This window comes from Vibrio sp. KUL80 (assembly GCF_059725495.1).
In genome coordinates, this window is the sequence record NZ_AP045841.1 from 1,985,932 (window position 1) to 2,000,089 (window position 14,158).

15 protein-coding genes are annotated in these 14,158 nt (G+C 43.2%); 2 read left to right on the forward strand and 13 right to left on the reverse strand.

Annotation, left to right across the window (positions count from 1 at the left end; translation table 11 throughout):
* Position 1: 1 nt before the first annotated feature.
* The 12 genes from tadF to AC6I8U_RS09225 form a co-directional block, all read right to left on the reverse strand.
* Positions 2–538, reverse strand: coding sequence for a tight adherence pilus pseudopilin TadF (tadF, locus tag AC6I8U_RS09170; protein WP_498016634.1), 537 nt, complete (start codon positions 536–538; stop codon positions 2–4).
* Complete coding sequence (locus tag AC6I8U_RS09175) at positions 531–1,025, reverse strand: TadE/TadG family type IV pilus assembly protein (RefSeq protein WP_498018345.1); 495 nt, start codon at positions 1,023–1,025, stop codon at positions 531–533. Before AC6I8U_RS09175 ends, tadF begins: the two co-directional genes overlap by 8 nt.
* 5 nt (positions 1,026–1,030) lie before the next feature.
* Complete coding sequence (locus AC6I8U_RS09180; protein ID WP_498016635.1) at positions 1,031–1,654, reverse strand: tetratricopeptide repeat protein; 624 nt, start codon at positions 1,652–1,654, stop codon at positions 1,031–1,033.
* Positions 1,655–1,747: 93 nt separating this feature from the next.
* Positions 1,748–2,596 carry a type II secretion system F family protein gene (locus AC6I8U_RS09185; RefSeq protein ID WP_498016636.1) on the reverse strand — a complete coding sequence of 283 codons (849 nt, stop codon included), beginning with the start codon at positions 2,594–2,596 and terminating at the stop codon, positions 1,748–1,750.
* Positions 2,596–3,495, reverse strand: coding sequence for a type II secretion system F family protein (locus AC6I8U_RS09190; RefSeq protein WP_498016637.1), 900 nt, complete (start codon positions 3,493–3,495; stop codon positions 2,596–2,598). Before AC6I8U_RS09190 ends, AC6I8U_RS09185 begins: the two co-directional genes overlap by 1 nt.
* Before the next feature lie 2 nt (positions 3,496–3,497).
* Positions 3,498–4,769 (reverse strand): TadA family conjugal transfer-associated ATPase, encoded by a 1,272-nt coding sequence (locus tag AC6I8U_RS09195; RefSeq protein WP_498016638.1) that lies wholly within the window; start codon positions 4,767–4,769, stop codon positions 3,498–3,500.
* Positions 4,766–6,010: a CpaE/TadZ family protein gene (locus tag AC6I8U_RS09200; protein ID WP_498016639.1), complete on the reverse strand. Its 1,245-nt coding sequence runs from the start codon at positions 6,008–6,010 to the stop codon at positions 4,766–4,768. Before AC6I8U_RS09200 ends, AC6I8U_RS09195 begins: the two co-directional genes overlap by 4 nt.
* Before the next feature lie 2 nt (positions 6,011–6,012).
* On the reverse strand, positions 6,013–6,489 hold the full coding sequence (locus AC6I8U_RS09205) for a hypothetical protein (RefSeq protein WP_498016640.1): 477 nt from the start codon (positions 6,487–6,489) through the stop codon (positions 6,013–6,015).
* Positions 6,486–7,847, reverse strand: a complete 1,362-nt coding sequence (locus AC6I8U_RS09210) for a type II and III secretion system protein family protein (RefSeq protein ID WP_498016641.1) — start codon at positions 7,845–7,847, stop codon at positions 6,486–6,488. The genes AC6I8U_RS09205 and AC6I8U_RS09210 overlap by 4 nt, the downstream gene beginning before the upstream one ends.
* Positions 7,847–8,680 (reverse strand): Flp pilus assembly protein CpaB, encoded by an 834-nt coding sequence (gene cpaB / locus AC6I8U_RS09215; protein ID WP_498016642.1) that lies wholly within the window; start codon positions 8,678–8,680, stop codon positions 7,847–7,849. Before cpaB ends, AC6I8U_RS09210 begins: the two co-directional genes overlap by 1 nt.
* A 12-nt stretch (positions 8,681–8,692) precedes the next feature.
* Positions 8,693–9,145, reverse strand: a complete 453-nt coding sequence (locus AC6I8U_RS09220; protein WP_498018346.1) for a prepilin peptidase — start codon at positions 9,143–9,145, stop codon at positions 8,693–8,695.
* A 50-nt stretch (positions 9,146–9,195) separates the two neighbouring features.
* A complete protein-coding gene (locus AC6I8U_RS09225; RefSeq protein ID WP_498016643.1) occupies positions 9,196–9,405 on the reverse strand; it encodes a Flp family type IVb pilin in 210 nt (69 codons plus the stop codon).
* Between the two features lie 477 nt (positions 9,406–9,882).
* On the opposite strand from AC6I8U_RS09225, the gene AC6I8U_RS09230 reads away from it, so the two are divergent.
* Together AC6I8U_RS09230 and AC6I8U_RS09235 are read left to right on the forward strand one after the other, a co-directional pair.
* Positions 9,883–10,773 carry a LysR family transcriptional regulator gene (locus tag AC6I8U_RS09230; protein WP_498016644.1) on the forward strand — a complete coding sequence of 297 codons (891 nt, stop codon included), beginning with the start codon at positions 9,883–9,885 and terminating at the stop codon, positions 10,771–10,773.
* 218 nt (positions 10,774–10,991) lie between these two features.
* Positions 10,992–12,545 carry an alpha-amylase family glycosyl hydrolase gene (locus AC6I8U_RS09235; protein WP_498018347.1) on the forward strand — a complete coding sequence of 518 codons (1,554 nt, stop codon included), beginning with the start codon at positions 10,992–10,994 and terminating at the stop codon, positions 12,543–12,545.
* Between the two features lie 71 nt (positions 12,546–12,616).
* Here AC6I8U_RS09235 and AC6I8U_RS09240 read toward each other — a convergent pair whose 3' ends face one another.
* Positions 12,617–14,074, reverse strand: coding sequence for a glyceraldehyde-3-phosphate dehydrogenase (locus AC6I8U_RS09240; RefSeq protein WP_042475497.1), 1,458 nt, complete (start codon positions 14,072–14,074; stop codon positions 12,617–12,619).
* Between the last annotated feature and the right edge of the window lie 84 nt (positions 14,075–14,158).

Below are 14,158 nucleotides of genomic sequence, written 5' to 3' on the forward strand. Positions count from 1 at the left end.
ATTACCTCCCAGGCATCACGGATGATGAGTGGATGGTGACACTTTCAATATCACCATCTACAAAAGGGTCAAACCATGACTCGTGTTGCTCACAGATGGTCACTCGATACAATGGAAACTGAACAGAACCTTCTTGTGGAACTAGGTGACGTTCGGACACAATAGATCCCGAACTACAGCCTAGGCTTTTAAACCTATTGCTCGCCAGCTGCGTTTCAAACTGTGCATCAATCAGTGATTCAATTTGAATTGCAACCTGATCCGCATTGATATCAAGAAGCCTGGCAGCAACTTGACGCATTTCGTCCAGCTCTGTTTCCGTGACTTCTAAGTTCACTTTGTTTGTAATGTCACCGTCAAAATAGCGATACCTTTCCTTTAGAATGTTCACCAAGGCAAAACTGGTACGATCGAGCTTGGCTCGGACCAATAATTTGTGGCTCAAATCGGTGGCAAACATAAAAATGGCACAAAGCGTAAATATGATAAATGCCAGCTCGATCGCGAACACGCCTCTCTGCTTCGATAGTTTATTCATCTTCACCCCAGCCCTGATGTTCAAGATTTAGCACCATGGTTCGAGAAATGGTTACGGTATCGGTGCCAAACATACTTATCATCGGCTGATATTGATACTCGACGGTTATCTCCGCTAAGTCATAATAGAAGCCAATACTCTGAGAGGAATCCCCTACTCCTGCAACAAAGTCATCATAGTTACGATAGTACTTGCCCTGAATAGTGAACTTGTTGTCATCGATTAAGAAATGCCAAATTTTATTGTTATCGGAGATAAGTGAACGAAAATAGTTCTCATAGTGAGTATTCAAGTTCTCGGGAGTGTCATCTATGCCTTGATCGACTTTTGTATTACGTATCGTTTCTCGTAGCGAGAACTCCGTCATGTTGACGACATAAACTTGATAGCACGACTCAAAAATAGCGAATGTCGCAAACATTAAAACCATTCCGCCAAGTGCAAACTCGACCGAGGTTGTTCCAAGTTGCCTGCGCCAGCTTCGAATCGCGTTCATCTCTGAACCTCAGCATTTTGTATCTGCTGAGTTACCAACGCTATTTCTCTATCGCTAAATGAATCACCCAATAGCATCTTTGCACTTTCAAGCTCTCCGCTACGAATAAGTGCAATAGCTAAGTTGGAACGAACCTTTTTACGCTCTGGTTGAACTTCCAATAGGCGACTTAATATAGGTATCGCTTTACTGTCGTTACCTTGTGCGATATACACAACAGCAAGGTTGTTCTTAATCGTGAGATCATCAAACCCCTTTAAGCGAGCGGTATTAAATGCCGAAATAGCTTCTTCAAATTTGTCTTGCTTGCTCAGTTCTACACCTAAGTCGTTGTACACTTCTCCAGATGTATTTCCCAAAAGAATAGACTCATTGAACGCTTCGACTGCATGAGCAGCATCGTCTTCTTGTGAATAGATTTTTCCGCGTAAAGCCAGCAACTTGCTGGTTTTATATTGCCTCTCAAAAAGGTAGTCGGTGTAAAACTGTGCCGACTCATTGTCACCTTTCTCAAAGTAGATAAGCGCGATTTGCTCATAAGCGGTTAAGTCATCCGGGTTATTATCAACCTTTGTTTGATAATAACTTATCAAACCATCATAATTATTAACCTTTGTCATGCTTTCTACGGGGTCTTCTTTATGGACGGATGTCGTCTCACACCCAAACATAAAAAGACTGCACAACAATAACCAATACCGAGAATACATCTGCTAGCCTCCGATATTTGCTGACATTTGGATGACTGCGGGTGCCAGAATAAGCACCACGATTGGAAACATGATAAATAGAATCAATGGCACGCCCATTTTAGAGGAAAGCTTGCCCACTTTTTCTTCAATAGTAAGCAGTTGAATCTTACGCATATCCTCTGCGAGATCGCTGAGAACTTGTGCAATTGAAGTTCCGTACTGTAAGTTTTGTATTACTGTCAATACAAAACTTCTGACTTCTGGGGTAGGTAGCCTATCACTCAAATCATTGAGCGCACTTTCCAGCCCTTTAATCTTCGACGACTCTGCTGTTCTTTTAACCTGATAGCACAAATCCTTATCAAAAGAATCTAACTCTTTACTCAAATAATCAAAAGATGCTTCAATTGTCATGCCGGTTTGAACACAAACTGACAGCATGTCTAGCAAATACGGTAGCTTTGAGGAAGTGCTAGAAATTAACGTTTTTCTTTTCAGGTCCAACAATATATCTGGGACGACGATCACTGCAACTAACCCAAACAGGATCGTTAACATCTTTGACTGCCACTCCATCTCCGTGACCATGCTTGCGGCTACTAGTACACCAACCGCAATCAATTTAATCGGGAAGTAGAATTTTGCTAACTCTTTATTATAAAATCCAGCTTCGAGGAATTTGTTTTCAAGCTCTTTTCTGTGTTTGTTACCAAACCTAAGCAACAACATACTTACTTTAGAGGGAGGTCTAAAATCCTCTTCTTTAAGATATTGCTCAACTCTTGCCGTTCTTTTTTGTCGTTGGTATGAATCGACAACAAAAAACACGGAAGCACCAACAAAAACGACAATGGCGATAAAAGTGATCATTATCGTACCCCTTTAAGTAGTAACCAAATCACAAACAATCCGAGCAACTCACTTCCAATCACGTAATACAGAATGCTCTGGCCTTGCGGGTCATAAAGAATGAAATCTATTTTTTCAGGGCTGATGGCATTGAGTAAAAAACAAAAGCCTAGTGGGATGGCTGCTACGATCTTGGCCGAAATTCGCGCCTCAGAGGTCATTGCTAATTTTTTCTTCTCCATCGTTCTCGAATCGACCAACACTCTAATCAACCGAGCAAGCACCCCTTTCAACTGGCCGCCTCGACTAATGTTGGCTTTTAACGTCAATGTAAAGAAAACAAATTCTGGATATGGATAGACTTTACATGCCCTTTGTAAAACGACTTCAGGTGTTTCGCCCATCTTTAGGCGGTTACCCATATACTTAAAGTCTCGGCCAATACTATTTTCCATTGTATTGCCAACATAAGTTATCGCCTGCATAAGGCTGTCACCGGCGGTAACTGCACTCATCATGATGTTTAACGCATCCGGAAACGTTCGTTCAAAGTCTTTCCGACGCTTATCTACTAAAAAGCGGTAGCCAATAATCATAAGAAATATTGTCGAACCAATGAACAACCAACCGTTATAAATCGCTAACACACGATGCAGAACGTACCATGACAAAAATACACTAGCTGCAAAATAGGCAACGATGTAAATGACAAACCTAGGCCCCAGAATACCTAGATTGTGTTTAATGTGGTCTAGTGTCCTTTGCCAACCTTTTTTGGCAACGAGATCCTTAACATTGATCGCATCAAATGACTCGTTTGCAACTTCTTCCATTTGAAAAAAGTAATCGACTTTCTTTTTCCTACCGTTTTGCATCAGTAGTAGAGCCAAGGCAAACAAAATCAGAGACAGCCAAATCATGATCATATGCCTCGGAAGGAATTCATAAGGTCATCATACAATCCGAAGAACTGTGATTTTTTGACCAGTTCTGAGCGCTGCATGATGCCGTTTGTTACATAAGATCCTTTTACCGCTTCACCATAATGAGCATCGTCATACTGGAATCGATATATTTCTTCCATGACAACGTTGTCTCCTTCTAGGCCGACCACCTCTGAAATGCTCGTTACTTTACGTGAACCATCCCTAAGGCGGTTAATTTGGACAATTAATTGCACGGCGCTTACGATGGTTCGTCGAATCGCATCCAAAGGTTGATTGAGGTTTGCCATCATTACCATCGACTCTACGCGCGCTATCGCATCTCGAGGGGTGTTAGCATGGAGCGTGGACATTGAGCCATCATGGCCGGTGTTCATAGCCTGTAGCATTTCAAACGCTTCAGAGCCACGACACTCACCCAAGATGATTCGGTCTGGTCGCATACGCAAAGCGTTTATCACCAAGTCCCGTTGAGTAACTTTGCCAGTTTGCTCAATACTCGCCGTACGAGTTTCTAATCGCACGAGGTTGGGCTGTCCCAGTTGCAATTCCGCCGCATCTTCTATGGTTACAATACGCTCGTCTTCAGCAATATAGTGAGACATGGCATTGAGAAGCGTGGTCTTACCCGAACCGGTACCACCAGAGATGAGTACATTCATTCGACAGCGTGCCGCTATCATAAGCACTCTTGCCATATCGGGTGACATCGAACCAAAACCGACCAAATCCTCAAATGCTATTTTTTGTTCCCTAAACTTACGAATAGATATGGATGTACCATCTAATGCAATGGGAGGGATGACAATATTGACACGGCTACCATCTTCTAGTCGTGCGTCCACCGTTGGTGAAAGCTCATCGACTCGACGGCCAACTCTAGATGCTATTCGTTTTGCAATTGAAAGAAGCTGCTCTTCATTTACGAACGTCAGATCTGACTTTTGCACTTTTCCATGACGCTCAAAGAAAATATTACTTGGGCCGTTCACCATGATGTCGGTGATCGATTGATCTTCTACTAATGGTTGAAGCGGTCCCAGTCCAAACAGTTCATCGACCAAACTTTTTACTAAACCCGACTTCATCATCGCAGTAATTGGACGTCGATAGTTGGCAGCCAACAGATCTACTGCACTGGCGATCTGTGCTTCAAGATCTTTACGTTCCATCTTCTGAACGGCTTCGGCGTCAAGCGCTTCAAAAATTTGGCTTCGAAACGCCAAATATAACTCTTTATTTGAACTCATTTCTTAGCGCCTTTTTTAAACCACGTTTTTAATCCTCTTTCTTCGATGGATTGACCATTAATGAGCTTAATCAACTGACCTAAAGACCTACTAATTTGGCGATCATGTTTATGAGCACTTTTACCATCAATAATGATGTGCTCAAGGTGCTTGCTGTATGGCATTTCGAGATCCACGTTGGCACCTAGATAGCGATTAAGCTCACTTTTTTGGATAACAAAAGATGCAGGCGGTCGATGATAGTTTACCAACGTAATAAGACGCGTTTTCTTCGAGAGAGTAAGCTGTATGTTCCTAATTCGCTCCTGCAGGCGTTTCGCACTGCGCATTGCGGCTACCGAGGGGTCAATAATCATAACGACCACATCAAAGTTGTCGACGAGCATTTGTGGTTCGAGCTTAAAGTTCACGCTTCCTGAAAAATCTTCGACAATAAAATTCGTGTTTCTCGACAGTAGATCACAGAGGGTCTGATTATAAGTAAGGATATTTTCCTGACTCATATCACTGTCAAGCGCCAACAGTCTGAGGTTTTTACGTACGGAGTGTAAGTAGCTTAGAGCACCCTCTTCATCCATTTCGTGTAAAGGCGCGGCAAACTCGTCAATAACCCTTGGCTTGAACCCTTTAAGTGCAAGCAATACGTCAACATCTGAGTTGCTATATTGATGATCGACTAACAGGGAGTCTGTTCCTTGGGCGGCAAGCATCGAAGTCAATTCTCCCGCAATGAAAGAATTTCCAACACCACCCTTCGCTCCTACGACCGCGACTCTTTTCGCCTTCCGCTTTTGGCTAACGCCTGAAAAGGTTTGTAGGTTTTTGTTTACGTGGGTGAGAAAATCTGCGAACTCTGTTTTGTTGACGGGCCAGAAAACATAATAAAAGCCGAGCTCCTTAAGGGCACGAAGCGTAGAGATCGCATCCTCTTTACCAATAACAACAACCCCTTTGTGAGTTGGAAGGCGTCTGGCAAACTCTGTCGCATCACGTACTACATCCTCTGACTCATTCAGTTCCAAAACGACAATGTGGCTACTCTGCTCGGTCGTCAGCTTAGTCACTTTTTGGTTAAACCGAATACAGTCAGGGTCGTTCCAGCCTTCAAAACGAAAGATCTCACGTACTAACTCAAGACACTCTGAGGATTGATAAAAAAGTGTGCAGCCAGCTACCCCTGTTGGATTTTGCTGTTGGGTAACTTTAGCTTTGCTGCTTAACGCTTTGGTTAGATCAAACATCTTTACTCTCCAACCAGCCTATTTTTGTTGACGACCTGTTGCATACGAGATGACTCGACGAAACAATTTCTTTTATAAGTTTCCAGCATTACTTGTGAAGGCTTACAACTTTCGGCTTTTACTTTGTGCAACGTGATATTGACGACCAAATCTGCTTTTTCCTTTGCGTGATACTCATAGTCGACACGATGATTATTCAAAGTCAGCTCTGGAAAACGCTTCATTACATCCTTGGCGAGCTGTTTCATGCCTTTGGTTCGATAAACGATTGAGTAATGCGCCGTGGCATTTTGCTTTTCCGCAGCTTGAACAAGTTGGACTAACTGACTTTTTACTGAAGCTGGCTGTTTCACAGTAAACTCAAAGCGATGGTTCTCTTGATAAACCAAAGCTTCTACTCCGTCACCGACAAAATAACGCTCTGCCGTACATCCAAATAGCATAACGCTAGCTAATAAGGCTAAGATTCTACTTCTCATTGAATAAAGCCTCCTTCAGACAATAATCGAATGGTTGCATCTGAAGCTGGTGCTTGACTAGCCTCACCTTCCAGGTTTAGCCATCGTGACAATGTTGGCGTTTTGCGCATATAAGGAAGTTGGATATCCGTTGAACGAGTGGGCTTAACAAGGTTTACCGTCGCAACGATGACCAACTCGGTACGTCTGCGCTCTGTAATAGACTTTCTAAACGCGGCACCAATAATGGGAATATCGCCCACAAGAGGAAGTTTTTGTAGCTCTTCATAATCGGCACTGCTCATCAAACCGCCGAGAATAAAACTCTCTCCGTCACCTAACTCAACGGTGGTCATCGCCCTGCGTGATGCCAGTTGTGGAACATCAATATTGGCAGACTTAACGTACCCATCAATTTCACTTACTTCAGGGAAAAGCTGCATCTTTATTTTGTCTTCACTAAGCACTTTTGCAGTCAGGTCTAGCTTAATGCCAAACTCTTTGTAGGTGATATTGACGTTGCTATTGGTAGTAATAACAACAGGTACCTCACCTCCGACTAAGAAGCTCGCAGATTCACCGGATAGAACGGTTAGATTCGGCTCTGCGAGAATTTGAGCAACACTGTCATTGCCTAATGCAGAAATAATTGTTGTCAAATCCGCAGCTTCAAATTGATTGAACACGAATTGCCCGACACTTGAGCCAACACTTTGCCAATCTACCCCGATGGTTTCACCGAAATTTTCAGTCACTTGAGCAACGGAAATCTTTACATTCACTTGTTGTGACGTGGCGACTTCGAGACGCTCAATAATGCCTTCCCAAGTCATATTGCGTGCAAAAACCATGCTCTCAGGTTCTTCTATATCCAAGTATTCAGATTTAAACTTCAGTTTTTCTGATTTCTCCCAACGTTCAGTTTTCTCGCGACCTAACAACGTAGCTACCATACGATAAATATCATCTCGCTCTTGCTCTGAACTGACAACACCACTTACCGCAACCTGAGTTCCAATAGATTGAACCTTGACCTCAACATCAGGAAAGTGGAACGACAGTTGCTTCCTAACTTGACTAAGATCTAAATCGACGACTATGCGATCAGACAATAAAACATCCTGCTCAGTACCATATACAATGAGTCGCGCTTGCCCCGCACTATTGGCAAAAACAACCAGTGTACTGTCATCGATCACTTTATAGTCAGCGACCGCTGGATTACTGATAAACACTTTACCAATGGTAGAAGATAGATTGATATGAGTTCCTTCGTTAAGAGTGATATAGCGCTCTGCGGCCTGCACACACTGTGTTGCCGAAATCAATAGCAATATCGTACTCAGCAGCCGTGGCACACATAAGTTAACTAACCGCATCAGTAGCCACCTCCTGATTTGGTTATGCTCTCTGGACCCCGCAGTTCTTCTACACCTGTGAAGTTGTCAATGATGTTTCTAACTTCAACATGCATGGCTTGTTTATAAGTTTGACTGCGGTATACCTCGATATGCATGGTGCGCTGTGCTAAAGCTAAACGTGAAATTTGATCGGGCTCGACTTCTATAATAATGGTCGCCATATCATCACCGGAGTTTGAAGTAATTGCACGAACATTATCTGTACCAATGGCAACACCGCCTAAGTCCAGTACCTTAACGCGCTTAAGAAACATATCTGCTTTCACACCAGTGAAATGGCGTGGCTTGTCTGAAGTAGATGCAAGGTTAACCGTTGGAGAGCTGACGGTAAGTATGTCAATGTAGGTTCCTGGTCGAATATAATCGTTAACCATATTGCTTGCATTCACGCGAAGTGGGTATACCGTCATACCTTCAGTGATTAACAAATCAACATAACCTGGTTCACCGTGTTTTGTTTGATATTCGGGCAATATTAGCTCACCGTTTTTCAAACTACGATTGAGCAAAGTTGACGGATTGAAACTTAGCTTAACGTCCGTTTTAACGCCCTGCTCGCGAGCGAGATTTAACGAGAGCTGTTCTTTTTTTACTAAAACGGTATCAAGCGGTTGCCCTTTTTTGAGGTCAACGGTAGCGCGCCATACGGACACGTACTCATCCTCTACTTGAGGGGCTACTGTTATTGTAGGACTTCCCAAGCTTGTGGGTTTGTCGAGCAATCCCATAAAACCAACGACTCCCGTAACGAGCGCAAGCAACGCTACGACAAAAACTATCTTTTGTCTCATTGTAGTATCCAATTAGGATGCCAAAAACGGCATCAAATGGTCATAAATCGTGATATAGAAACCCAAGCTAATTGCAATGCCATATGGAAGCTGACGGTAATTAATAGGATTAGGTCGACGTCGTGTAAGCCAACCCAACAGCACTGCAAGCACCGCCAATCCCCCGCCAAACAAAGCAGTCAATGTCAGAGCAACACTAAGTGAGCTTATAGGCAACGAAAGGGCCGCCAGGGCACAGAACTTTACATCGCCGGCACCACATATGCCTACAGAATAGGCCAACATACCCAAGACGAGAATGAGAATGGAGCTAACAATAAAGAAATTACTAAAGTAAACACCTGTAAACTGAACAAGCAAAAGTACAGCAAGCAAATTGTTAGGTATTTTGCGCCAGCTAAGATCACAAAAGCAAACTAATATATATATGACTGCTGATAGTATTAAATAGAACTCTAAAATCATCACTACCTTAGCGAGCCTTTTAACTAAAAAAGGCTCGTTTGCGAAGATTATTAGGTATTAGTTCCGCCTATAGCAGAAACTACTTTTGTGAAGATCGCTTTAAGTGGGGCTACAATATCGCCACTACTACCAAAAGTTACCGCCAATGCGGCAGCCATAGCTGCAGCAATCAAGCCATACTCAATAGCCGTTACACCGCGTTCATCACGCTTAAATTCGTTTAAAAAAGTCGCTGCTTTTACATATAGCTTAGTAATCATATTTTTATTCCCTTGAACGTTATTCAACAATAAGCATGTAACATTTTAGTTTATAGGGATAAAGTGAAGAAAATAGCTGCTATCGATATTATCGATAGAGAGACTCGTGTTTCGATATTGTTATCACAATTGCATAATGGTGTAGTTTTTATAAGTCCTTACTTTACAGTAAGTTAGAGTTTTAGAAATCTTCTAACTGAGAGCGTAGGAAGGTACGATGAGTCATATATGTATGGCACAGATCACACTTTGTCGCAATTTAAGTATAATTTGCGGAACGGCATTCAAGTTTTATAAGTAACTCTGAATTTTATTAAACCACCCTTTACTTGATGCTTTAGTAAGCAGAAGTCTTACTTTGGAAAAAGAGGAGATACTCTACTGTTGTCATCGTTTCATTAGCAGGTTACTGTATGTCATTAGAATGTAAATTATATAATTATAAGTAGATAATGCTCTCGCTAGGTTGGTTTATTCATGAAACTGCAATTTGAAAGTTTAATCACGTTTGTTGCTGTGGTAGACACAGGGTCGTTTAGTTCTGCGGCACGTAAAATGGGTAAATCCCAGTCAACAGTGAGTACCGCAGTACAAAATTTGGAATCTGATTTAGGGTTTCTACTTTTTATCAGGGAAAATGGCAAAATCTCATTAACTGAAAAAGGTAAGCGCTTTTTTCACCTATCTACGCCTTTGGTTTCCCGATATCGAGATTTACTAGGCATCGCTAAACAAATGAGTTCATCGGAAAACACAGTCTTCCGTATTGGCATCGATCCTCTAGTATTCAATGAGAATGTAAAAAAGACACTATTCGATTTTTCAGAAGCGTTTCCAAATATCGACCTCGTTGTTGTCACTAAACCAAGCTTTGTATTGAGTAACTATATCAGCGAAGGGAAAATTGACCTCGCCCTAGGTAACCCATACCACAAGACAAACAATGAGTTTAATACTGACGAATTGTACAAAGTTAATTGTTGGTGGGTAGGTCATCCAGAACTTGTGCATGGCGTCGATTGTAACCAGTGGCGAGTGTTACTAATGGATGGGTTTGATGAACTGCTCAATCTCTCTGATATCGCGCTACGCTGCTCATGGCGCTTTGATGATCTTTCGACCATTGTTGACTTATGCGCTGAAAAAAAAGGAATTGCTTTCTTGCCAGAGCATATAATTCAGCCGCTAGCTGACAAAAGCAAACTCGTTACTATCACAAACAACACTGAGTTCTTTGGAAGAAAGGTGGTCGCTTCTCTATTTTGGCCAGTCCACTCCGAGTTTGGGCTGTATAACCAATGGATAAAGAACAAACTTAAAACTGCAGTTGGTGTAAAACGAACCTTCGTTGCCGACCTTGCCAATTAATCACTTTTTGTGACGTTAACCGGGTAACGAGGCCCTTTCGTTACCCAAAACGTGCCCAAGATCTCTCACCCCTTTATCTCATCCTAAATGAATTCAATGAAGGATGATTTATAAGCAATCATTCCATTAAATAATCCAAGATGCTCTACTTATAATCATAAAAAGGACATCTTGTGACATTCGTTAAATCCCTTATTTCTATTTCTGTCGGAGCCGCTATGCTGTGGGGCTGCTCCGGCGAATCGACATCACCTGCTGACCAAGGCGGCACAACAAGTTATGCGTGTAGTGCTCACGTCGCAACAGCCTCTGACGACCTTCGCATCTATCAAGTCATGGTTGAAAGTTTCGTTAATGGAAATCCTGATATTGGACATGATATTGGCTACGGCACCAGTCATCACATGGGTGATATCCAAGGCATTATTGACTCTCTCGATTACATTCAGGATTTAGGTATGAATGCCGTCTGGCTCACACCAATCTTTGATTCTGTGCCCGTCGATGGACAAGACCACTGGGCTGATCGTCTCGATGCAACGGGATACTTTGCGACTAACTATTTCGCTATCGACCCGCGCTTTGGAACTATGGACGACGCTAGGAAATTGGTAGAGGAAGCGCACAAGCGCGGTTTATATGTCTTCTTCGACGGCGTATTCGGACACCACAAGAACAACGTAGTCGCCTCCCCTTCTGGTAATCTACCAGTAGGCAGTAGTAACCCTGTCAGTTATCCAGAGAGCCTTCCTTTCTATAAAGAAGTGGCTGAATACTGGATTAAAGAACTCAAAATTGACGGCTGGCGCTTAGACCAGGCGTATCAAGTTCCTACCGATGCATGGGCCGAAATCCGTAAAGCGGTGGATGAAACCTCTAAAACCGTCACCTATACAAATTCTGACGGCGATTTAGTTAACCCGCTTGGCTACATGGTTGCCGAAATTTGGGATGGTGACAGCAGTAACATTACGAAAACTGGATATGGCAGTGAAGACAAGCCTGCTTTATGTTCAGCATTCGACTTCCCAATGCGTTATAGATTAGTACAAACTTTTGCCGTTGAAGAAAGTGGTGATAGTTCAGACCAAGGTGGCTTGAAGCTCGCTGAGGGTATGCAAACCCATGCTGCATATCCTTCTCATGCAAAACCTAATCTAATGATAGGCAATCATGACCTAGTGCGCTTTGGTGATCTAATTCAACGTGGAAACCTAGCAGAGCCCTCCGATGATGGCTATTGGCAGCGACACAAAGCAGCTATCTCGTTTCTAGCGGCATACACAGGTCCAATTACACTCTACTATGGCGAGGAGATCGGTGACGAGCTAGAGGGTTTCGCACAGCAAGTGGACAATAATGTATGCGCATTACAAGGTAAGTGTGATGATCACGTCGCTCGTATGAGCGGAATCATCGAGGGTGTAACTGGCGACAATATCCTCACCGTTAACCAAACGGATCTCAAAGCCTATGTGAAAGAGCTAATGACACTGAGATCTCAGTACTCATCGCTTTCACAAGGTGAACGTACCAACGTTGTCGCAACCACATCTACTTACGCCGATCTGAAAACAACTTCGGATGAATCTGTATTCTATGTGGTCAACACCACTGATAGCAATCAGACGATTGCGGTTCCAGAGAGCAGTATTAGCTTTAGCGGCGAACTAAAAGACTTACAGTCCAATGAGACCGTGGCGTTAACGTCTGGTCACTTTAATATTGACCTAGCGCCTTTTGAAGCTCGCTTCTTACTGCTAAGCCAATAATCACTGGTATACGCCCATTAAAAAAGCCGCCTTCGAAATACAAGGCGGCTTTTCAATTTGTTTAACTGGTATTAAGCAAGTGCTGGGTAAGTCTTATACTTCACACCCATCATTTGCTCCATACAGTGCACAACTTGGCAGCTGTAACCAAACTCGTTGTCGTACCATATATAAAGTACACAGCGGTTATCTTGAGCAATCGTTGCTTCACCATCGACGATACCTGGGTGGCGAGCGCCAACCAAATCAGTCGATACAATCTCAGTGGAATCTGTGTAGTCGATTTGAGCTGACAGCGATGACGTCAATGAAACCTCACGAAGATAAGCATTCAACTCTTCTTTTGTCGTGTTGTTTTCAAGGTTTAGATTCGCAACCGCCATAGATACATTCGGTGTTGGAACACGAATCGCATTACCACTTAGTTTGCCAGCAAGTTCTGGAAGCGCTTTAGCCACCGCTTTTGCCGCGCCTGTCGACGTCAGTACCATATTCAACGATGCTGAACGACCACGACGGTCACCTTTGTGGTAGTTGTCGATTAGGTTTTGGTCGTTCGTGTAAGAGTGAACAGTCTCAATGTGACCAGAGATGATGCCATACTTGTCGTTCACTGCTTTTAGTGTTGGGGTAATAGCGTTCGTTGTACAGCTGGCTGCTGAAACAATAGTATCGTCTGCCAAAATCGTATCGTGGTTAACACCAAACACGATGTTCTTGATATCGCCTTTACCAGGTGCAGTAAGCAGTACTTTTGAAGCGCCGTTACATGCTACATGCTGACCTAGACCTTCAGCATCACGCCATACACCCGTGTTATCAACAACAAGCGCGTTGTTAATGCCGTACTGAGTGTAATCAACATCTTGTGGGCTGTTTGCATAGATGATTTGGATGTAGTTGCCGTTAACGATCAACGCTTTGTTATCTTCATCAACAAGAATGCTACCATTGAACTGACCGTGTACCGAGTCACGGCGCAGTAAGCTCGCACGTTTTTGAAGATCGCCGTCACGACCTCCACGAACAACGATTGCTCGTAGTCGTAGCGGGTAACCAGGGCCACTCTTTTCTACCAAGATACGCGTCAACAAACGGCCGATTCGACCAAAGCCGTAAAGCACAACATCACGGGCCTCCACAGACTCTGAGCTATCGATGCTCTCAGTAAGCGCCGTCATCAAAAAATCACCAATGTTATGGTGAGTTTCATTCGTTGCCCAATATTGGCTCGCAAGTTGGCCAACATCGATACAGCATGGCGACAGCTCAAGCTCGATCAGTTTCTCGATGATTGGGGCAGTTTGAGTGATGTTGACAGTGGTTGTGCTGTGGTGACGTGATAGTCGGTGAGTTTTGATGATGTCGATTGTGGTGGCGTTGACGAGCGTCTTACCAAACAGAAGAACTTCGACGCCCTTCTCTCTGTACAATCGGCCAAGAAGCGGCATGATTGACTCAGCGAGTGTTTGATTTAATTGCCATTGATTTTGGTGGATTTCAGTTTGCGAGATGTTGCTATTACTCATAGTAACCTGGGGGCCTCTCTAGATTAAAGGCTCGCTATTTCTCGTATGTAGGGTACAAGATATATTGAGCAGAACGGGGATGTA